Origin of the sequence: Malikia granosa, assembly GCF_002980595.1 — a bacterium.
GTDB lineage: Bacteria > Pseudomonadota > Gammaproteobacteria > Burkholderiales > Burkholderiaceae_C > Malikia > Malikia granosa.
Genome location: NZ_PVLQ01000007.1, coordinates 79,510 through 99,954 on the forward strand (window position 1 = coordinate 79,510; position 20,445 = coordinate 99,954).

General features: G+C 65.8%; 15 protein-coding genes and 1 tRNA gene. 2 read left to right on the top strand and 14 right to left on the bottom strand.

The features are described from left to right. Position 1 precedes the first annotated feature (1 nt). Positions 2 to 625 (top strand): response regulator transcription factor, encoded by a 624-nt coding sequence (locus tag C6P64_RS01055; RefSeq protein ID WP_425436662.1) that lies wholly within the window; start codon positions 2 to 4, stop codon positions 623 to 625. A 26-nt stretch (positions 626 to 651) separates the two neighbouring features. On the opposite strand, the gene C6P64_RS01060 is transcribed toward C6P64_RS01055, so the two are convergent. From C6P64_RS01060 to putA, 3 genes are all read right to left on the bottom strand, one after another. Then, positions 652 to 1,299 carry a class I SAM-dependent methyltransferase gene (locus C6P64_RS01060; protein ID WP_105746740.1) on the bottom strand — a complete coding sequence of 216 codons (648 nt, stop codon included), beginning with the start codon at positions 1,297 to 1,299 and terminating at the stop codon, positions 652 to 654. Positions 1,300 to 1,421: 122 nt separating this feature from the next. Continuing rightward, a complete protein-coding gene (locus tag C6P64_RS01065) occupies positions 1,422 to 2,021 on the bottom strand; it encodes a hypothetical protein (protein WP_105746741.1) in 600 nt (199 codons plus the stop codon). A gap of 74 nt (positions 2,022 to 2,095) precedes the next feature. After that, complete coding sequence (putA, locus tag C6P64_RS01070; protein ID WP_105746742.1) at positions 2,096 to 5,818, bottom strand: trifunctional transcriptional regulator/proline dehydrogenase/L-glutamate gamma-semialdehyde dehydrogenase; 3,723 nt, start codon at positions 5,816 to 5,818, stop codon at positions 2,096 to 2,098. A 99-nt stretch (positions 5,819 to 5,917) separates the two neighbouring features. Here putA and C6P64_RS01075 point away from each other — a divergent pair, with 99 nt between their 5' ends. Further along, positions 5,918 to 6,394 (top strand): Lrp/AsnC ligand binding domain-containing protein, encoded by a 477-nt coding sequence (locus tag C6P64_RS01075; RefSeq protein WP_105746743.1) that lies wholly within the window; start codon positions 5,918 to 5,920, stop codon positions 6,392 to 6,394. Between the two features lie 64 nt (positions 6,395 to 6,458). On the opposite strand, the gene C6P64_RS01080 is transcribed toward C6P64_RS01075, so the two are convergent. The 11 genes from C6P64_RS01080 to C6P64_RS01130 all read right to left on the bottom strand — a co-directional run bounded on the left by C6P64_RS01080 (position 6,459) and on the right by C6P64_RS01130 (position 20,410). Then, positions 6,459 to 6,803 carry a RidA family protein gene (locus C6P64_RS01080; RefSeq protein WP_105746744.1) on the bottom strand — a complete coding sequence of 115 codons (345 nt, stop codon included), beginning with the start codon at positions 6,801 to 6,803 and terminating at the stop codon, positions 6,459 to 6,461. A gap of 41 nt (positions 6,804 to 6,844) precedes the next feature. Further along, a complete protein-coding gene (locus C6P64_RS01085; RefSeq protein WP_105746745.1) occupies positions 6,845 to 7,888 on the bottom strand; it encodes an ornithine cyclodeaminase in 1,044 nt (347 codons plus the stop codon). Between the two features lie 179 nt (positions 7,889 to 8,067). Next, complete coding sequence (gene rpoC, locus C6P64_RS01090) at positions 8,068 to 12,276, bottom strand: DNA-directed RNA polymerase subunit beta' (RefSeq protein ID WP_105746746.1); 4,209 nt, start codon at positions 12,274 to 12,276, stop codon at positions 8,068 to 8,070. Positions 12,277 to 12,355: 79 nt separating this feature from the next. Further along, positions 12,356 to 16,480 carry a DNA-directed RNA polymerase subunit beta gene (gene rpoB, locus C6P64_RS01095; RefSeq protein ID WP_105746747.1) on the bottom strand — a complete coding sequence of 1,375 codons (4,125 nt, stop codon included), beginning with the start codon at positions 16,478 to 16,480 and terminating at the stop codon, positions 12,356 to 12,358. Positions 16,481 to 16,757: 277 nt separating this feature from the next. Continuing rightward, complete coding sequence (gene rplL / locus C6P64_RS01100; RefSeq protein WP_105746748.1) at positions 16,758 to 17,132, bottom strand: 50S ribosomal protein L7/L12; 375 nt, start codon at positions 17,130 to 17,132, stop codon at positions 16,758 to 16,760. A gap of 36 nt (positions 17,133 to 17,168) precedes the next feature. Then, positions 17,169 to 17,702 (bottom strand): 50S ribosomal protein L10, encoded by a 534-nt coding sequence (gene rplJ / locus C6P64_RS01105; protein WP_105746749.1) that lies wholly within the window; start codon positions 17,700 to 17,702, stop codon positions 17,169 to 17,171. Positions 17,703 to 17,944: 242 nt separating this feature from the next. Then, complete coding sequence (gene rplA, locus C6P64_RS01110) at positions 17,945 to 18,640, bottom strand: 50S ribosomal protein L1 (protein ID WP_105746750.1); 696 nt, start codon at positions 18,638 to 18,640, stop codon at positions 17,945 to 17,947. 1 nt (position 18,641) lies between these two features. Then, on the bottom strand, positions 18,642 to 19,073 hold the full coding sequence (gene rplK, locus C6P64_RS01115; protein WP_105746751.1) for a 50S ribosomal protein L11: 432 nt from the start codon (positions 19,071 to 19,073) through the stop codon (positions 18,642 to 18,644). Positions 19,074 to 19,264: 191 nt separating this feature from the next. Continuing rightward, entirely contained in the window at positions 19,265 to 19,837 is a 573-nt protein-coding gene (gene nusG, locus C6P64_RS01120; RefSeq protein WP_105746752.1) for a transcription termination/antitermination protein NusG, read from the bottom strand. 2 nt (positions 19,838 to 19,839) lie between these two features. Beyond that, a complete protein-coding gene (gene secE / locus C6P64_RS01125) occupies positions 19,840 to 20,220 on the bottom strand; it encodes a preprotein translocase subunit SecE (RefSeq protein WP_105746753.1) in 381 nt (126 codons plus the stop codon). A gap of 114 nt (positions 20,221 to 20,334) precedes the next feature. Beyond that, positions 20,335 to 20,410: transfer RNA gene (locus C6P64_RS01130), tRNA-Trp, on the bottom strand. Positions 20,411 to 20,445: the final 35 nt, after the last annotated feature.

Here is a 20,445-nt window from a genome sequence, read left to right on the forward strand (position 1 = left end):
CATGACGAGAGACGGTACGGTATTCCTGATCGACGACGACGAGGCGGTGCGCGACTCGCTGGGCTGGCTGCTGCGCACGCGCCGCCTGCTGAGCCTGCCCTATGCCAGCGCGGATGCCTTCTGGGCCGAGGCCCAGGGCTGGACCGAAGGCCCGGCCTCGCCCTGCTGCGCGCTGCTCGACCTGCGCATGCCGGGCATGAACGGGCTGGCGCTGTTCGAACGCCTGCGCGAGCAAGCCTGGTTTGCCCAGATGCCGATAATCTTCCTGTCCGGCCATGCCGATGTACCGACGGCCGTCGACGCGGTGCTGCGGGGCGCCTTCGATTTCTGCGAGAAACCCTTTTCGGACAACGCGCTGGTGGCGCGGGTGGAGGCCGCGCTCGAACTGTCGGCCGAGCGGCTGAGCCAGCGCAAGCGCAGCCAAGAGCTGCAACAGAAGATCGCCGGGCTGACCGAGCGCGAGCAGGCCGTGATGCAATGGATCGCCTCCGGCATGCCGAACAAGCTGGTGGCCGACCAGCTCGGGATCAGCGTGCGCACGGTCGAGGTCCATCGCGCCCGGATCTTCGACAAGATGGGAGTCAGGTCGGTGGTCGACCTGGTCCGGCTGCTGCACCAGAGCTGAGGTCGACCAAGCACGGCCAGGGCCGTCTAGGGCATGCGACCGCTGGCCAGGTAGAGCGCGCCGCCGCACACGGGTTCGACGGTCAGGCGGGCGCCACGCAGCACCAGGCCGGCCCAGGGCATGTCGAGCCCGGCCAAGGTCGTGACCGACTGGACGGCATTCCACCAGACCAGCGGATTGAGCATGCCGTACAGTGGCGGCGCCCACTTGAGCCCGCAGACCGCCAGGCTGGCACCGGGCGCCAGATGAGACAGCACATGGTCGAGCGCCGCCGGCGTCTGCAGGATGTCGTGGGTGAAGTGGAACAGCGCCGCATCGGCCGCTGCGGGCAGGCTCGCCTGCTGGACCGGGCTGCAGACCAGCTCGACCTGCTTCCAGCCCGCTTGCTCGACGCGCTGGCGAGCCTGGGCGAGCATCTCGGGACTCTGGTCGATCGCGATCACCCGGCCCTCGGGTCCGACCGCCTGCTGCAGCAGGTCCAGGCTCATGCCGGAGCCGCAGCCGATGTCGAGCACGACCTGCCCGGGCTGCAGGCCCAGGCGCTCGACCGCCGCGCGGCGCAGCGCCTCGTAGGGCGCGAGCTGCCAGTCGTAGTAACTGCAGCGCGCCCGATACAGCGCCAGGGCGGCGGCTTCATTGGCCTGGCCCGCTCCGGGTAGTGTAAAGTCCCTCATCGGCTCCCCTTCTTGTCATGGACGGCCCCTCCAGCCGGGGGCATGCCGCAGGGCCAGTGTAGGCGGCCCAACGCAGAGGGGCAAGCGGCCAGGAAGCGACCAGGGACGTCGGCCAGGCCGGATCAGCCGCCGACGATCTGATCGTAGCCCTCGCGCGTGGCGGCGCCGACGGCCTGCAAGACCTGGTCGTGGCGGGTCTTGTGCCGGGCCAGCAGCCTGGCGCTGGCGACCGGGCGCGAGCGGCAGAACCAGTGGCAGCTGTGCTGCAGCAGCAGCATCTCGGCCAGCAGGGTGTAGGCACGGTCCTGGGGCGAGCGCGGCAGGTCCTGCCGCGTGGCCTCGGCAAGTCCGCGCGCATGCAGCGCCAGCAACTGGCGGAAATCGAAGCTGGACTGCGGCCACCAACGGCTGGCATAGGGCAGGACGATGCGACTGATGCGGGTCTGTTCGGCGTCGAGGCGGGCACAGTCGTTCGCCAGCCGACCCACCTGGTCGGCCAGCGCCTGCTCGCTGGCACCATGCTGCTGCCAGAGCAGCTGGCGACGCTCGGGATCGGACTCGGCCAGCGCGCGCTGGTAGCCCTCGGTCAGGCGCTCCATCAGGGGCTCGATCTGGTAGCGGCGCAGCTGCTCGGCCAGCAGGGCGATGCGCTGGCGCTGCTCGCGTGAGCGCAGCTGGAAGAGGAAAAAGGCGGCCAGGGCTGCCAGCAGGTAGAGGTTCATGGATCTGTGCAGTACGGTCGAACGCACTGTACCACCCTGGCCGCGCCGGCTTGGACGGCCAGGGCCGGCAAGACTCAGGCCAGCGTCATCAGGCTGGCGTTGCCGCCAGCGGCTGCCGTGTTGACACTGACCGAGCGCTCGATCACCAGCCGCTCCAGCAGCAGCCCGGACTCGCCATCGGCCAGGCTCTGCACGCCGACGATGGCCCCTGGGCGCTTGGCCAGGAAGGCGCAGAGATCTGGCAGTTCGGCGGCTGGCCCATGGTGCAGCACGGCATCGAAATGCACCAGGGGCGACTGCCAGTCCTCGGCCAATGCGACCTGCTCGCGCAGGACGGGCGGCAGGCTGTCGCGCAGCGAGACCGCCGCGGCCGGCCAGACCGCCCGACTGCCGACCGCCAGTATGGCGGCCAGCTGCAGCAGGCGATCGGATTCCTGCCCGGCCAGGCTCAGGACCGCCTCGCGCGGCAGGATCTGATAGCTGTTGCGCTCGCCGGTCGGACCGGTCAGCAGCACGGTCGCTCCGCTGCACGACTGGGCGCCGAAGCGCTCGCAGGCAACAGCCAGCCAGGTCTTGCCAGTGGCCTGCGCCCAGTCGCGCAGCGCCTGCAGCGCCGGTCTGGGGGCGGGCTGCTCGGCGCCACCCGAGAACGCCAAGCCGCGCGCCATCGCGTCGGCCGGCTGCCGGGCCAGCAGGCGATACAGGTAGAGCGGGCCGCCCGCCTTGGGACCGGTGCCCGACAGCCCTTCGCCGCCGAAGGGCTGGACGCCGACGACGGCGCCGACCATGTTGCGGTTGACGTACAGGTTGCCGGCCTGGACTGATTCGACAGCGCGCGCGATGGTCTCGTCGATGCGGGTGTGGATGCCGAAGGTCAGTCCGTAGCCGGTGCTGTTGATCTGCTCGATCAGCGCGCCAAGCTCACGGCGCCGATAGCGCAGCACATGCAGCACCGGGCCGAAGATCTCGCGCTGGAGCTCGCCGATGCGCTCGAGCTCGATCAGCGTCGGCACGATGAAGCTGCCCTGGGCGGTCGCGCCAGCCGCCTGGCGCGCCTGCTGGAACACCGGGCGGCCCTTGGCACGCATGGCGTCGATGTGGCGCGCGATGCCGTCGCGTGCCTCGGCGTCGATCACCGGGCCGATGTCGACATTGAGCGCGTCGGGCGATCCGAGCCGCTGCTCGGCCATCGCGCCCTTGAGCATCTCGATCACGCGGTCGGCGATCTCCTCCTGCAGGCAAAGCACGCGCAGCGCCGAGCAGCGCTGGCCGGCGCTGTCGAAGGCCGACGACACCACGTCGTTGACGACCTGCTCGGTCAGCGCCGAGGAGTCGACGATCATGCAGTTCTGGCCGCCGGTCTCGGCGATCAGCGGCACCGGCTTGCCGGCCGGGCTCAGCCGGCGGGCCAGGGTCGCCTGCAGCAGGCGGGCCACCTCGGTCGAGCCGGTGAACATCACGCCCTGGACGCGCGGGTCTGCCACCAGCTGGGCGCCGACGCGCGCGCCGGCACCCGGCACGAGCTGGACCGCGGCGCGCGGCACGCCGGCCTGCCACAGCAGCCGGACGGCGAAATGGGCCACGATCGGGGTCTGCTCGGCCGGCTTGGCCAGCACGGTGTTGCCGGCAGCCAGCGCGGCGGCGACCTGGCCGGTGAAGATGGCGAGCGGGAAGTTCCACGGGCTGATGCAGACCACCGGGCCCAGCGGAACATGACTGTCGTTGCTGAAGTCGGCGCGCACCTGGGCCGCGTAGTAGCGCAGGAAGTCGATCGCCTCGCGCACCTCGGCAATCGCGTTGGCGGCCGTCTTGCCGGCCTCGCGGATCAGCAGGCCGATCAGCGGCTGGAGCTCGGCCTGCATCAGCTCGGCGGCGCGCTCGAGCAAGGCGGCGCGGTCGGCTGGCGCGGTCGCGGCCCAACCCGGGAAGCCCGCCTGGGCGTGAGCAATGGCAGCCTCGACCTCGTCAGGCGTAGCAGAACGCACGCTGCCGACCTGGTCGGAATGCTGGGCGGGATTGAGCACCGGCTCGACCGGCCCGCTCGCGGCGGCGTCGAAGGCCAGCAGCGGCGTCACGTCCCAGGACTGCTGGCAAGTCTTGCGCACCGCCTCGCTCAGGTTAGCCAGGGTGGTCTCGTCCGACAGGTCCAGGCCAGCGGAGTTGGCTCGGATATGGCCGTACAGGCCTTGCGGCAGCGGGATGGCCGGGTGCGGCAGGCCGAGCTCGCCCTCGTCGGCCGCCCAGCGTTCGACCGTGGCGACCGGGTCCTCGACCAGGGTCTCGATCGCGATGCTCGGGTCGGCGATGCGGTTCACGAACGAGGTGTTGGCGCCGTTCTCAAGCAGGCGGCGCACCAAATAGGCCAGCAGCGTCTCGTGGGTGCCGACCGGCGCGTAGATGCGGCAGGGGCGGCCCAGCTTGCCTTCGCTGGCCTGGCCGACCACCTGCTCGTACAGCGGCTCGCCCATGCCGTGCAGGCACTGGAACTCGTACTGGGCCGGGTGGTAGTTGTCGGGGCCGGCCATCTGGTAGATCGCGGCCAGGCTGTGCGCGTTGTGGGTCGCGAACTGCGGATAGACGGCGTCGGGCGCCGCCAGCAGCTTCTTGGCGCAGGCCAGGTAGGAGACGTCGGTATAGGCCTTGCGGGTGTAGACCGGATAGCCAGCCTGGCCGTCGAGCTGGGCGCGCTTGACCTCGCTGTCCCAGTAGGCGCCCTTGACCAGTCGGATCATCAGGCGCTGGCCGCTGCGCCGCGCCAGGTCGATGACGTGATCGATCACGAAGGGGCAGCGCTTCTGGTAGGCCTGGATCACGAAGCCTATGCCCTTGAAGCCCTGGAGCACTGGCTCAAAGCAGAGCCTTTCCAGCAGGTCGAGCGAGAGCTCGAGCCGGTCGGTCTCCTCGGCGTCGATGTTGAGGCCGATGTCGTAAGCCTTGGCCAACTGCGTCAGCTTGAGCAGCACCGGGTAGAGCTCGGCCATGACGCGGCTGTACTGCGCGCGGCTGTAGCGCGGGTGCAGCGCCGACAGCTTGATCGAGATGCCGGCGCCGTCGTAGACGCCCTTGCCGGCGGCGGCCTTGCCGATGGCGTGGATGGCTGCCTCGTAGGAAGCCAGGTAGCGCTCGGCGTCCTCGGTGGTCAGCGCGGCCTCGCCGAGCATGTCGTAGGAATAGCGGAAGCCCTGGGCTTCCAGGCCACGGGCATGCTCCAGCGCCAGCGCGATGGTCTCGCCGGTGACGAACTGCTGGCCCATCATGCGCATCGCCATGTCGACGCCCTTGCGGATCAGCGGCTCGCCGCCCTTGCGGATCAGTCCGCCCAGGGTACTGCCCAGGCCGCGCTCGCTGTGGGTGGCGACCAGCTTGCCGGTCAGCAGCAGGCCCCAGGAGGCCGCGTTGACGAACAGCGAGGGGCTCTGCCCCAGGTGCGGCGACCAGTCGCCGTGCGAGATCTTGTCGCGGATCAGCGCGTCGCGGGTGGCGGTGTCAGGGATGCGCAGCAGCGCCTCGGCCAGGCACATCAGCGCCACGCCCTCCTGCGAGGACAGCGCATATTCCTGCAGCAACCCCTGGACGATGCCGGCGCGACCGCCGTCGCTCTTGCGCTCGCGCAACTGGCGCGCGATGCGCTGGGCCAGCGCCTGCGCGGCATCGGCCTGAGTCCTGGACAGGCGGGCTTGCACCAGCAGGTCGGCGACGGCCTCGGGCTCGGGCCTGCGGTAGGCGGCGGTGATGGCGGCGCGCAGCGGCTCGCGCTGCAGGGGGCCATCGACGAACTGTTGGAAGACTGGGCTCATGGTCGGTGTCTGGAAGAGGCGTGAATGGCGCCATCATGCCGAGCCAGGCGAAAAATTAATCACGGTATTTCACCGATTGCACCAAATAAAATTCAGACCATGAGCAATACCCACACTGAAATCGACCGCATCGACCTGCGCATCCTGAAGGTGCTGCAGCAGGACGGCCGCATCAGCAACCTCAAGCTGGCCGAGCAGGTGCTGCTGTCGCCGGCCGCGGTGCTGGCCCGGGTGCAGCGCCTGACGCGCGAGGGCTATATCCTGGGCTACGAGGCCAGGCTGAATCCGCTCAAGCTCGGTGCCGGCATGCTGGTCTTCGTCGAGGTGCTGCTCGACCGCACCACGCCCAATGTGTTCGAGCAGTTCAAGGCCGCGGTGCAGGTGCATCCCGAGATCATGGAATGCCACATGGTCGCGGGCGGCTTCGACTACCTGCTCAAGACCCGCAGCGCCGACATGAATGCCTACCGCAGCTTCGCCGGCTCGGTGCTGTGGCAGCTGCCCGGCGTGCGCGAGACCCGCACCTACGCCGTGATGGAGGAGGTCAAGAACTCGACCCAGCTGAACCTGGGCTGATCAAGCAGCACTGTCGTTTTGCCACCCTCGCAGCCCCTGCATCAGGCTGGACCGACCGGCCATCTCAGCAGGCAGCCGTGACGACGACCTCGATCTTCCAGTCGGGATTGGCCAGCGCGGCCTGCACGGTGGCACGCGGCGGCGCGTTGCCGGCGGCCACCCAGGCATCCCAGGCCTGGTTCATGCCGGCGAAATCGGCCAGGTCGGCCAGGTAGATCTGCGCCATCAGGATGCGGCTCTTGTCGCTGCCGGCACGCGCGAGCAGCGCGTCGATGGCCGCCAGCACCTGGGCGGTCTGGCCCTGGATGTCCTGGCTGGCGTCTTCCGGCACCTGGCCGGCCAGATAGGCGACGCCATTGTGGACCGCCATCTCGGACAGACGGGCGCCGACATCGAAGCGTTGAACCATGGGGAACTCCTTCTTTGATCAGTTCAATTGGACTGCACGCATTATCGGAGCACGCCAAACAGGTTCTTCGGATCGGCCAGCTCGGGGATCAGCGCGATGCGCTCGCCCAGGCCCAGCTCGAGCGCGCTCTGGTACATGAAGCGCAGCGCCGAGTAGTCCTCCAGCGCGAAGCCGACCGAGTCGAACACCGTGACCTCCTGCGCGTCGCGGCGGCCAGTCTGGTGGCCCTGCAGCACCTCCCACAGCTCGGTGACGGCGAAGTCGGCCGGCATCTGCTGGATCTCGCCCTCGATGCGCGACTGCGGCGCGAACTCGACGAACACGCTGGCCTGGTTCAGGATGTCGGCGTGCAATTCGGTCTTGCCCGGGCAGTCGCCGCCGACGGCGTTGATGTGCATGCCGGGCTCGACCATCTCGGGCGTCACGATGGTGGCGTAGTTCTTGTCGGCGGTCACGGTGGTGACGATGTCGCTGCCCTTGACGGCTTCGGCAGTGCTGGCGCAGACGACGACCTCGAGGCCGGAACCTTGCAGGTTGTCAGCCAGCTTGGCCGTGGCGGCCGGATCGACATCGAACAGGCGCATTTCCTCGATGCCCATCAGGTGCTGGAAGGCCAGCGCCTGGAACTCGCTCTGTGCACCGTTGCCGATCAGCGCCATCACGCGGCTGTCCGGACGGGCCAGCAGCCTGGCGGCAAAGACCGAGGTCGCGGCGGTGCGGATGGCGGTGGTCAGGGTCAGCTCGCTCAGCAGCAGCGGGGTGCCGGTGTCGACATGGGACAGCACGCCGAAGGCCATCACGGTCGACAGGCCGAGCCTGGTGTTCTTCGGGTGGCCGTTGACGTACTTGAAGCTGTAGAGACTGTCGTCCGAGATCGGCATCAGCTCGATCACGCCATCGCGGCTGTGGTTGGCGACGCGGGCCGACTTGTCGAAGTCGCCCCAGCGCATGAAGTCCTCGCGCAGGTTGTCGGCGATGGCGGCGATGCAGTTCTTGAGACCCTTGGCCAGGATCAGCTGGGCGGCATCGGGCACGCTCAGGTAGAGCGGATTGACGTTGCGGGCCTGGGCGTTGAAGTCGATCATTGCAGTATCTCCGGTGTTCATTGGCTGCCTGGCAGCGACGGGATGAAGTGTGCCGGGAGACGTCGATAATGAAAATCGTCAAGATAGCGGCGTAAAAAAACCCGGACAGCTCACGCGTTCCGGGTTTCTTGCTGGCGGCAGGAAAGGGCTGTCGCCCTCCCCCGTCAGCGCTCAGGGCCTCACTCGGCCGCGGCGTCGCTGGACTCGGCCTGGTCGCCGGCCAGTGCGGCGGCATCGGCCTCGGCGATGGAGCGGCGCTCCTCGTCGTCCATCTGCTCCTTGGCACGACGGGCGTCGTGGAAGGCCATGCCGGTACCGGCCGGGATCAGGCGACCCACGATCACGTTTTCCTTCAGGCCGCGCAGCTCGTCGCGCTTGCCCATGATCGCGGCCTCGGTGAGGACGCGGGTGGTTTCCTGGAAGGAAGCCGCCGAGATGAAGGAATCGGTCGACAGCGAGGCCTTGGTGATGCCCAGCAGCACGTTGCTGTAGGTCGCCGGGGTCTTGCCTTCGGCGCGCAGCGCGTCGTTGGTGTTGAGGATCTCGGAGCGCTCGATCTGCTCGCCCGCGATGTAGCTCGAGTCACCGGCGTTGTCCACCACGACCCGACGCAGCATCTGGCGCACGATCACTTCGATGTGCTTGTCGTTGATCTTCACGCCCTGGAGTCGGTAGACGTCCTGGACCTCGTCGACGATGTAGCGCGACAGCTCCTCGATGCCCAGCAGGCGCAGGATGTCCTGCGGATCGGCCGGACCGTCGACGATGCTTTCGCCCTTGTTGACCACCTGGCCTTCGTGCACCAGGATGTTCTTTTCCTTCGGGATCAGCTCGTCCCAGACCTTGCCGTCCGGATCGGTGATCTGCAGGCGCACCTTGCCCTTGGTCTCCTTGCCGAACGACACGGTACCGGTGATCTCGGCCAGCATGCCCTTGTCCTTGGGCGAACGGGCTTCGAACAGCTCGGCCACGCGCGGCAGACCGCCGGTAATGTCGCGGGTCTTCTGGCCTTCGACCGGAATACGCGCCAGCACCTCGCCGGGGCCCACGTCCTGGCCGTCGCGGACCTGGATCAGCGCACCGACCTGGAAGCCGATCGTCACCGAGTGGTCGGTGCCGGGGATCTTGACCTCGTGGCCCTGGGCGTCGATCAGCTTGACCTGCGGACGCACGACCTTGGCCGAGCCGCGGCGCTTCGGATCGATCACCACCAGGGTGCTCAGGCCGGTCACGTCATCGACCTGCTTGGCCACCGTCAGGCCCTCTTCCACGTTCTCGAACTTCGCCACGCCGGCGAATTCGGTGATGATGGGTCGGGTCAGCGGGTCCCAGTTGGCCAGGATGGTGCCAGCCTTGATGGTCTGGTCGGCCTTGATCGTCAGGATCGCGCCGTAAGGCACCTTGTGGCGCTCGCGCTCGCGGCCCAGGTCGTCCTGGATGATGATCTCGCCCGAACGCGAAATCACCACCAGCTCGCCCTTGGTGTTGGTCACGTAGCGCATCGTCGCGTTGAACGCGATGTTGCCGCTCGACTTGGCCTCGACGCTCGAAGCCACCGCTGCACGCGATGCCGCACCACCGATGTGGAAGGTACGCATGGTCAGCTGGGTGCCCGGTTCGCCGATCGACTGCGCCGCGATCACGCCGACGGCTTCGCCGACGTTGACCAGGCCGCCACGGCCGAGGTCGCGGCCATAGCAGCGCGCGCACAGGCCGAAGCGGGTTTCGCAGGTCAGCGCGGTGCGCACGCGCACCTCGTCGACACCGGCGGCCTCGATCTCGTCGATCGCGTCCTCGTCCAGCATCTTGCCGGCCGGGAAGATCAGCTGCTGGTTCTCAGGGTTCAGCACTTCCTCGGCCGTGGTGCGGCCCAGGATGCGCTCGCGCAGCGACTCGATCACTTCGCCGCCCTCGACGATGGCGCGCATCAGCGTGCCATTGACGGTGCCGCAATCCTCCTCGATCACGACCAGGTCCTGCGTCACGTCGACCAGGCGACGGGTCAGGTAACCCGAGTTCGCGGTCTTGAGCGCGGTGTCGGCCAGACCCTTACGTGCGCCGTGGGTCGAGATGAAGTACTGCAGCACGTTCAGACCTTCACGGAAGTTCGCCGTGATCGGGGTCTCGATGATCGAGCCGTCCGGCTTGGCCATCAGGCCGCGCATGCCGGAGAGCTGGCGGATCTGGGCCGCGGAACCCCGCGCGCCCGAGTCGGCCATCATGTAGATCGAGTTGAACGATTCCTGGTCGACTTCCTTGCCCGAACGGTCGATGGTCTTTTCCTTGCGCAGGTTGTCCATCATGACCTTGGAGATGTCGTCGCCGGCCTTGCCCCAGATGTCGACCACCTTGTTGTAGCGCTCGCCCGAGGTCACCAGACCCGAGGAGTACTGCTGGGCGATTTCCTTCACCTCGGCTTCGGCGCGCGCGATGATGCCGTGCTTCTCGGCCGGCACCAGCATGTCGTCGATCGCGATCGAGATGCCGGCGCGGGTCGCCAGGCGGAAACCGTTCTGCAGCAGCTTGTCGGCGAAGACGACGGTGTCCTTCAGGCCGCACTTGCGGAAGGAGGTGTTGATCAGCTTGCTGATTTCCTTCTTCTTCAAGGCCTTGTTGATGTTCTCGAACGCCAGGCCCTTGGGCAGGATCTCGGACAGCAGGGCACGGCCAGCGGTGGTCTCGACCAGCTTGGTCTCCGGCACGAATTCGCCGCTTTCCTTGTCCTTGACCCACTCGACCAGACGCACGCTGATCTTGGCGGTCAGCTCGACCACGCCGGCGTCGAGCGCGCGCTGGATCTCGGCGACATCGGTGAAGTACATGCCTTCGCCCTTGCCGTTGATGCGCTCGCGGGTGGTGTAGTACAGGCCCAGCACCACGTCTTGCGACGGCACGATCGACGGCTCGCCCGAAGCCGGGAACAGCACGTTGTTCGAGGCCAGCATCAGGGTGCGGGCTTCGAGCTGCGCTTCGACCGACAGCGGGACGTGGACGGCCATCTGGTCACCGTCGAAGTCGGCGTTGAACGCCGAGCAGACCAGCGGGTGCAGCTGGATCGCCTTGCCTTCAATCAGGATCGGCTCGAAAGCCTGGATGCCCAGGCGGTGCAGCGTCGGCGCGCGGTTCAGCAGCACCGGATGCTCGCGGATGACATCTTCCAGGATGTCCCACACCACCGGCGTGCCGGCTTCGACTTCCTTCTTCGCGGCCTTGATGGTGGTCGCGATGCCCATGTTCTCGAGACGGGCGAAGATGAAGGGCTTGAACAGCTCGAGCGCCATCAGCTTGGGCAGGCCGCACTGGTGCAGCTTCAGGGTCGGGCCCACGGTGATGACCGAACGGCCCGAGTAGTCGACCCGCTTGCCGAGCAGGTTCTGACGGAAGCGACCCGACTTACCCTTGATCATGTCGGCCAGCGACTTCAGCGCGCGCTTGTTGGCGCCGGTCATGGCCTTGCCGCGGCGGCCGTTGTCGAGCAGCGAGTCGACGGCTTCCTGCAGCATGCGCTTTTCGTTGCGCGCGATGATTTCCGGTGCCTTCAGCTCGAGCAGGCGCTTCAAGCGGCTGTTGCGGTTGATGACGCGGCGGTACAGGTCGTTCAGGTCGGAGGTCGCGAAGCGGCCGCCGTCCAGCGGCACCAGCGGACGCAGGTCCGGCGGCAGCACGGGCAGCACTTCCAGCACCATCCACTCGGGCTTGATGCCGGACTTCTTGAACGCTTCCAGCACCTTCAGGCGCTTGGCATTCTTCTTGACCTTCAGCTCGGAGCCGGTCAGGTCGTTGCGCAGGCGCTCGATCTCGGACTCGATGTCGATCGACTCGAGCAGGTCCTTGATGCCCTCGGCGCCCATCTTGGCGACGAACTCGTCGCCGTATTCCTTGACCTTGGCGTCATAGTCGTCCTCGGTCATGATGCTGAACTTCTTCAGCGGGGTCATGCCGGGGTCGACCACCACATAGGCTTCGAAGTACAGCACGCGCTCGATGTCGCGCAGCGTCATGTCGAGCACCATGCCCAGACGGCTCGGCAGCGACTTCAGGAACCAGATATGGGCGCAGGGCGCGGCCAGGTCGATGTGGCCCATGCGCTCGCGGCGCACCTTGGTCTGGGTGACTTCGACGCCGCACTTCTCGCAGATCACGCCGCGGTGCTTGAGGCGCTTGTACTTGCCGCACAGGCACTCGTAGTCCTTGATGGGGCCGAAGATCTTGGCGCAGAACAGGCCGTCACGCTCGGGCTTGAAGGTGCGGTAGTTGATGGTCTCGGGCTTCTTGACTTCACCGAAGGACCAGGAACGGATCTTTTCCGGCGAAGCCAGGCCGATGCGGATCGCATCGAAATGCTCGTCGGGCGTGAACTGCTTGAACAGGTCGAGCAAGGATTTCATGTGAATCTTTCCTTAAATTCTTTGGGGACAGGGCGGCCGGCAATGCCAGGCTTTCCCGTCCCGCCAGCTTCCTTGGTGATCAGGAACGGTCCAGCTCGATGTCGATACCGAGCGAACGGATTTCCTTGACCAGCACGTTGAACGATTCCGGCATGCCGGCATCGATCGCGTGCTCGCCCTTGACGATGGACTCGTACACCTTGGTGCGGCCCTGCACGTCGTCGGATTTGACGGTCAGCATTTCCTGCAGGATGTAGGAGGCGCCGTAGGCTTCCAGCGCCCAGACTTCCATCTCACCGAAGCGCTGGCCACCGAACTGCGCCTTGCCGCCCAGCGGCTGCTGGGTGACGAGCGAGTACGGGCCGGTCGAACGCGCGTGCATCTTGTCGTCGACCAGGTGGTGCAGCTTCAGGTAGTGCATGTAGCCGACGGTGGTGACGCGCTCGAAGGCGTCGCCGGTGCGGCCGTCATACAGCTGGGCCTGGGTACGGGTCGCGGTCAGGCCCTTGGCCTTGGCGATGTCGTCCGGGTAGGCCAGCTTGAGCATGTCCATGATCTCCTGCTCGGAGGCGCCATCGAACACCGGCGAGGCGAACGGCACGCCGCTGGTCAGCTCCTGCGCCATGGCGCGGATCTCGCCGTCGCTCAGCGCATCGAGGTTCTCCTTGCGGCCGGTGCCGTTGTAGATCTGCTCCATGAAGGCGCGCAGCTCGGTGGTCGCGGCCTCGCGCTGCAGCATGTCGCCGATGCGCTGGCCCAGGCCCTTGCCGGCCCAGCCCAGGTGGACCTCGAGCACCTGACCGATGTTCATGCGCGACGGCACGCCCAGCGGGTTCAGCACGATGTCGACCGGGGTACCGTCGGCCAGGTGCGGCATGTCCTCGACCGGGGTGATCTTCGAGACCACGCCCTTGTTGCCGTGACGGCCGGCCATCTTGTCGCCCGGTTGCAGGCGGCGCTTGACGGCCAGGTAGACCTTGACCATCTTGAGCACGCCAGCCGGCAGCTCGTCGCCCTGGGTCAGCTTCTTGCGCTTCTCCTCGAAGGCCAGGTCGAAGCTGTGGCGGGTCTGCTCCATCGCGTTCTTCATCGACTCGAGCTGGGCCGCGACGACCTCGTCAGCCGGGCGGATGTCGAACCAGTGGAACTTCTCGACCTCGGCCAGGTAGGCCTTGTCGATGGTCGAGCCCTTGGCCAGCTTCTTCGGACCGCCGTTGGCGACCTTGCCGACCAGCAGCTTCTCGATCCGGTCGAAGGCGTCGGCCTCGACGATGCGCAGCTGGTCGTTCAGGTCGAGACGGAAGCGCTTGAGCTCGTCGTCGATGATCTGCTGGGCACGCTTGTCGCGCGGGATGCCTTCGCGGGTGAAGACCTGGACGTCGATCACGGTGCCGCTCGAGCCCTGGTCGACGCGCAGCGAGGTGTCCTTCACGTCGGAGGCCTTCTCGCCAAAGATCGCGCGCAGCAGCTTCTCTTCCGGCGTCAGCGTGGTCTCGCCCTTCGGGGTGACCTTGCCGACCAGCACGTCGCCCGGCAGCACTTCTGCGCCGACGTAGATGATGCCCGACTCGTCCAGGCGGTTGAGCTGCTGCTCGGCCAGGTTCGGAATGTCGCGGGTGATTTCCTCGGCGCCCAACTTGGTGTCGCGCGCCATCACCACCAGCTCCTCGATGTGGATCGAGGTGTAGCGGTCCTCGGCCACGACGCGCTCCGAGATCAGGATCGAGTCCTCGAAGTTGTAGCCGTTCCAGGGCATGAAGGCGATCAGCATGTTCTGGCCGATCGAGATCTCGCCCAGGTCGGTCGAGGCGCCGTCGGCGATCACGTCACCCTTGGCCAGCTTGTCGCCGACCTTGACGATCGGACGCTGGTGGATGTTGGTGTTCTGGTTCGAACGCTGATACTTGATCAGGTTGTAGATGTCGACGCCGACTTCGCCGGCGACGGCCTCGGCGTCATTGACGCGGATCACGATCCGGGTCGCGTCGACATAGTCGACCACGCCACCGCGGGTCGCGGTCACGACGGTGCCCGAGTCGACCGCGGCGACGCGCTCGATGCCGGTACCGACCATCGGCTTTTCCGGACGCAGCACCGGCACGGCCTGGCGCGACATGTTGGCGCCCATCAGCGCGCGGTTCGCGTCGTCGTGCTCGAGGAAGGGCACCAGCGAGGCAGCGACCGAGACGATCTGCGCCGGCGACACGTCCATGTACTGGATGGTCTCGGGCGGGGTCAGGATCGATTCGCCCTTCTCGCGCGCGGAAACCAGCTCCTCGACCAGGCGGCCTTCGGCGTCGAGCGCCGCGTTGGCCTGGGCGATCACGTACTTGCCTTCCTCGATCGCGGACAGGTAGTCGATCTCGCTCGTGACCTTGCCGTCCACCACGCGGCGGTACGGGGTCTCGATGAAGCCGTACTCGTTCAGGCGCGCGTAGAGCGCCAGCGAGTTGATCAGGCCGATGTTCGGACCTTCCGGCGTTTCGATCGGGCAGACGCGGCCGTAGTGGGTGACGTGCACGTCGCGCACTTCGAAGCCGGCGCGCTCGCGGGTCAGACCGCCCGGGCCAAGGGCCGACACGCGGCGCTTGTGGGTGATCTCGGCCAGCGGGTTGGTCTGGTCCATGAACTGCGACAGCTGGGACGCACCGAAGAACTCCTTCAGGGCCGCGGAAATCGGCTTGGAGTTGATCAGGTCATGCGGCATCAGCGGCTCTTGCTCGGCCTGGCCCAGACGCTCCTTGACGGCCTTCTCGATGCGAGCCAGGCCGGTGCGGTACTGGTTCTCGGCCAGTTCGCCGACGCAACGCACGCGGCGGTTGCCCAGGTGATCGATGTCGTCGACCTCGCCCTTGCCGTTGCGCAGGTTGACCAGCAGCTTGACGACGGCCAGGATGTCCTCGTTCGACAGCACCATCGGGCCGGTCGACTCGTCACGCCCGATGCGGGCGTTGAACTTCATGCGGCCGACGCGCGACAGGTCGTAGGTGTCCGGGTTGTAGAACAGGCGGTGGAACAGGGCCTGGACCGCGTCCTCGGTCGGCGGCTCGCCGGGGCGCATCATGCGGTAGATCGCGACGCGGGCGGCGAACTCGTCGCTGGTCTCGTCGGTGCGCAGGGTCTGGCTGATGTAGGCGCCCTGGTCCAGCTCGTTGGTGTAGATGCAGGCCAGTTCCTGGATGCCGGCGCTGCGCAGCTTCTTGAGCAGGGTCTCGGTCAGCTCGTCGTTGGCCTTGGCGATGATCTCGCCGGTGTCGGGATCAACGATGTTCTTGGCGACGACGCGGCCGAGCAGGAACTCTTCCGGCACGCTGACATGGGTGGTGCCAGACTGCACGAGCTCGCGGGTGTGGCGCGCGGTGATGCGCTTGTCCTTGGCGACGACGACCTTGCCCGACTTGTCGGTGATGTCGAAGCGTGCGACCTCGCCCTGCAGGCGCTCGCTGACATAGGCCATCTGCGCGCCGCTGTCCATCAGGCGGAAATGGTCGTTGACGAAGAAGTTCGCCAGGATCGATTCCGGGTTCAGGCCGATCGCCTTCAGCAGGATCGACACCGGCATCTTGCGGCGGCGGTCGACGCGGAAGTACAGCAGGTCCTTGGGGTCGAACTCGAAGTCGAGCCAGGAGCCGCGGTAGGGAATGATGCGGGCGCTGAACAGCAACTTGCCCGAGCTGTGGGTCTTGCCCTTGTCGTGCTCGAAGAACACGCCCGGCGAGCGGTGCAGCTGCGAGACGATGACGCGCTCGGTGCCGTTGATGATGAAGGAGCCCTTCTCGGTCATCAGGGGCACTTCGCCCATGTAGACCTCCTGCTCCTTGACTTCCTTGACGACCTTGGACTGGCTGGTCGAGGACTCGCGGTCGTAGATGATCAGCTGCACGCGCGCGCGCACGGCCGAGGCAAAGGTCAGACCGCGGGTCTGGCACTCGCGCACGTCGAACGCCGGCTTGGCCAGGTTGTACTCGACGAACTTCATCTCGACATAGCCGTTGTGCGAGACGATCGGGAAGGCCGACTCGAACGCCGCCTGCAGGCCTTCGGGCGCACGCTTCTTGGGCGCGACGTCAGCTTGCAAGAAGGCCGTGTAGGCATCCTTCTGCATTTGCAGCAGATAGGGAATCGCCAAGACGTTTTCGCGCGTGCCAAAGCTCTTGCGGATGCGCTTGCGTTCGGTGTAAGAATATTGGGAAGCAGGGGCCATGAGATCTCCGGACATGAGGTCTGCGGCGACTGTCTAGTGGGCGGCGAGGTGTACAGGCCTCGCACCCGGTCTTGGCGGCTGGCCTCTACCAGCCCGTGGCGGACGGCCTGTGCCTTGCACACAGGCCCGAACCAAGTCGTCTTCTGCAGTCGGGGTCAGAAGACACTGAAAAGCGGACTGCCGGGCAATCCGCTTTTCAGCGTTTTCGATAGCAACGCCGAAAGGCAGGTTTCGCAACCTGCCTTTGTAACCGATTTGGGGCAAAGCCCCAAATGAATTACTTGATTTCAGCCTTGGCGCCAGCTTCGATCAGCTTCTTGACGGCAGCTTCAGCGTCAGCCTTCGGCAGCGCTTCCTTGACGTTCTTCGGAGCGCCGTCGACCAGGTCCTTGGCTTCCTTCAGGCCCAGACCGGTGATTTCGCGCACGGCCTTGATGACGCCGACCTTCTGGGCGCCAGCGTCGAGCAGCACGACGTTGAATTCGGTCTTCTCTTCAGCAGCAGCAGCAGCGCCACCGCCAGCAGCGGCCGGAGCAGCCATGGCTGCAGCGGACACGCCAAACTTCTCTTCGATGGCCTTGACCAGCTCGTTGAGTTCCATGACAGACATGCTGTCCAGGGCGGTCAGGAATGCGTCTTTATCGAATGCCATTTTGATTTCCTAAAACTAGTTGGATTCCAGCTCGCCTCAGGCGGGCTGCGCCTCGACCGGAGCTTCGGCTTCGGCAGGCTGCGCTGCACCACGCTGCTCGGCCAGAGCGGCCAGAACGCGTGCGGTGCGCGAGATCGGGGATTGCATCAAGCCCAGCAATTGAGCCAGCAGCACTTCCTTCGAAGGGATGCTTGCCAGTTGCTTCACGCCGTTCGCGTCCAGGGCCTTGCCGGCATAGACACCACCGCGAATCACCATCTTGTCGTTGGTTTTCGCGAAGTCAGCCACCACCTTGGCGGCAGCGACTGCGTCTTCCGAGAAGCCGTAGATCAGCGGACCGGTCATCTGGTCGACGCCTGCCTCGAAGCCGGTACCGGCCACAGCGCGGCGGGCCAGGGTGTTCTTCAGAACACTCAGGCTCACACCTTGGCTGCGGGCGGCAACGCGCAACTGGGTCAGGGCAGCGACCGTGATGCCGCGGTATTCCGCCATCACGAGCGTTTGAGCTTTAGCTGCGAGTGCCGACACCTCATCGATGACGACTTGCTTCTCACTGCGATTCAGACTCAAGGTCTACTCCTTAAAAAGCACGGTCGGGTTCCCCCTTCCATGCACCTTCTTGCAGCGATCAACCGTTTCAGGACTTGTCCATCTGCGGCGGGATCGCCATCTGCGCTGGCTCTGATTAAGCGGCCCGGCCTTGCAGCCCGACCACGCCAGCGGTCTTGGATGGCCTCGGGTGACTTGCACCGCCCGAGCCCACCAGTTTGGTGCTTCGGCCTGGACCGGAGCACCGAATCTTCAATACGCGATCAGACCGCGATGGATGCGACTTCGACGCGCACGCCCACACCCATGGTGGACGAGACAGCGACCTTGCGCAGGTACTGGCCCTTGGACGAAGCCGGCTTGGCCTTGTTCAGGGCATCCAGCAGTGCTGCCAGGTTGCCCTGCAGCTGCTCGGCGCCGAACGAGCGACGACCGATGGTGCCGTGGATGATGCCGGCCTTGTCGACACGGAACTGGACCTGGCCGGCCTTGGCGTTCTTGACAGCGGTGGCGACGTCCGGGGTCACGGTGCCGACCTTCGGGTTCGGCATCAGGCCGCGCGGGCCCAGGACCTGACCCAGGGTACCGACGATGCGCATCGCGTCCGGGGAAGCGATCACGACGTCGAAGTCCATCTTGCCAGCCTTGATGTCGGCGGCCAGATCGTCGAAACCGACGATGTCGGCACCAGCGGCCTTGGCTTCTTCGGCCTTGGCACCCTGGGCGAACACGGCGACACGCTTGGTCTTGCCGGTGCCGTTGGGCATCACGACGGCGCCACGAACGACCTGGTCCGACTTCTTGGCGTCAACGCCCAGCTGCACGGCAACGTCGATCGACTCGTCGAACTTGGCGTTGGCGAATTCCTTGACCAGTGCCAGCGCGTCAGCGATGGGGTACAGCTTGGTCGATTCGATCTTGCCAGCTTGGGCTTTTTGCTTCTTGGTCAGCTTGGCCATGTCACACGCCCTCCACAATCACGCCCATCGAACGGGCAGAACCAGCCAGGGTCTTGACCGCGCCTTCGATGTCGGCGGCGTTCATGTCCTTCAGCTTGGTCTTGGCGATCTCTTCCAGCTGAGCGCGGGTGATCTTGCCGACCTTGGCGCTGTTCGGATTCGACGAACCCTTGTCCAGCTTGATGGCCTTCTTGATGAGGGTCGTCGCCGGCGGGGTCTTGATGATGAAGGTGAAGCTCTTGTCCGCGTAGGCGGTGATCACCACCGGCAGCGGCAGACCCGGCTCGACGCCTTGGGTCTGGGCGTTGAACGCCTTGCAGAACTCCATGATGTTCAGGCCGCGCTGACCCAGCGCCGGACCGATCGGGGGAGAGGGGTTGGCCTTACCAGCTGGCACTTGCAGCTTGACGAAGCCGACGATTTTTTTCGCCATTTTGAGCTCCTGCGAGTCCAATCGGCCCTTGCCCCACGGCAACGACCTCCTCGCTGACAGGTTCCGATGATTTTGCAGCCGGCGTCGGAACGAAGCCACCAGTGCAAACGCCGACGCACAGCAGCACGTCGGCGAAAAGCTTTAGATTTTAAGCCGCTCAAACCAGTCGGTCAAGCGGTTTTTGCGTCAGCTCAGGTCTTTTCCACCTGGTTGAATTCCAGCTCGACCGGGGTCGCGCGACCGAAGATCGTGACCGAGACGCGCAGCTTGTTCTTCTCGTAGTTGACTTCCTCGACCGTGCCGTTGAAGTCGGTGAAGGGGCCTTCCTTGACTCGCACGTATTCGCCGGTGATGAACTCGACCTTGTGGCGCGGCTTGTCGGAGCCTTCCTGCATCTGACCGATGATCTTCTGCACGTCCTCTTCCGAGATCGGTGCCGGGCGGTTCTTGGCGCCACCGACAAAACCCGTCACCTTGCCGGTGTTCTTGACCAGGTGCCAGGTCTCGTCGTCCATGACCATCTCGACCAGCACATAGCCCGGGAAGAACTTGCGTTCGGTGGTGCGCTTGACGCCGTTCTTGACTTCGACCACTTCCTCGGTCGGCACCAGGATGCGACCGAACTTGTCCTGCATGCCGGCGCGCTGGACGCGCTCAATGATGTTGCGCTCGGCCGCCTTCTCCATGCCGGAATAGGCGTGCACAACATACCAGCGCATCCCCTCAGCGGGAGCGGCATTCATGGTGACGGTTTGTTCGGTCATTCTTATCTCCAACCCAGCACGAGGTCGTAAAGCACCCATTCGAGCGTCTTGTCGGTCAGCCACAGAAACAGGGCCATCACGAACACGAAGGCAAACACATAGGCCGTCATCTGGCTCGCTTCGCGACGCGTTGGCCAGACCACCTTCTTGACTTCCTTCCAGGAGTCACGGCCGTAGCCCTGCAGCCGCTTGCCCGGCTCCGAAATGGCAAATACCGCGACCGCGGCAGCCAGGGCCAGCAGCATGACGGCCCACTGCAACAGGGCACCTTGCCCGGCAAGCAGATAGAAACCGACAAACCCCAGCAGCAGCAGAGCAACGGCGCCTGCCAGCTTGGCTTTGTCGGCGCCAGAGCCAACGGTTTCTACATCAGTTGTGGCCATGAATTTGCACTCGTGAAAAATGCGTCAGAAGAAACGCAAGCCCACCGGAATCTTGCGACTCGGGCGGGCTTTCGGTTACCACTCAGAGCGGGCGATAATTATGCCCGGATCAGGTGGCAGGGGCAGAGGGAATCGAACCCCCAACCTTCGGTTTTGGAGACCGACGCTCTGCCAATTGAGCTATACCCCTACGCTGATTCAAAATCAGTCGATGATCTTGGCAAC

Bases quoted from the DNA above. Each gene is read 5' to 3' on its own strand.
- C6P64_RS01055 (WP_425436662.1), top strand. From the start codon at position 2: ATGACGAGAGACGGTACGGTATTCCTGATCGACGACGACGAGGCGGTG.
- C6P64_RS01060 (WP_105746740.1), bottom strand. From the start codon at position 1,299: ATGAGGGACTTTACACTACCCGGAGCGGGCCAGGCCAATGAAGCCGCC.
- C6P64_RS01065 (WP_105746741.1), bottom strand. From the start codon at position 2,021: ATGAACCTCTACCTGCTGGCAGCCCTGGCCGCCTTTTTCCTCTTCCAG.
- putA (WP_105746742.1), bottom strand. From the start codon at position 5,818: ATGAGCCCAGTCTTCCAACAGTTCGTCGATGGCCCCCTGCAGCGCGAG.
- C6P64_RS01075 (WP_105746743.1), top strand. From the start codon at position 5,918: ATGAGCAATACCCACACTGAAATCGACCGCATCGACCTGCGCATCCTG.
- C6P64_RS01080 (WP_105746744.1), bottom strand. From the start codon at position 6,803: ATGGTTCAACGCTTCGATGTCGGCGCCCGTCTGTCCGAGATGGCGGTC.
- C6P64_RS01085 (WP_105746745.1), bottom strand. From the start codon at position 7,888: ATGATCGACTTCAACGCCCAGGCCCGCAACGTCAATCCGCTCTACCTG.
- rpoC (WP_105746746.1), bottom strand. From the start codon at position 12,276: ATGAAATCCTTGCTCGACCTGTTCAAGCAGTTCACGCCCGACGAGCAT.
- rpoB (WP_105746747.1), bottom strand. From the start codon at position 16,480: ATGGCCCCTGCTTCCCAATATTCTTACACCGAACGCAAGCGCATCCGC.
- rplL (WP_105746748.1), bottom strand. From the start codon at position 17,132: ATGGCATTCGATAAAGACGCATTCCTGACCGCCCTGGACAGCATGTCT.
- rplA (WP_105746750.1), bottom strand. From the start codon at position 18,640: ATGGCCAAGCTGACCAAGAAGCAAAAAGCCCAAGCTGGCAAGATCGAA.
- rplK (WP_105746751.1), bottom strand. From the start codon at position 19,073: ATGGCGAAAAAAATCGTCGGCTTCGTCAAGCTGCAAGTGCCAGCTGGT.
- nusG (WP_105746752.1), bottom strand. From the start codon at position 19,837: ATGACCGAACAAACCGTCACCATGAATGCCGCTCCCGCTGAGGGGATG.
- secE (WP_105746753.1), bottom strand. From the start codon at position 20,220: ATGGCCACAACTGATGTAGAAACCGTTGGCTCTGGCGCCGACAAAGCC.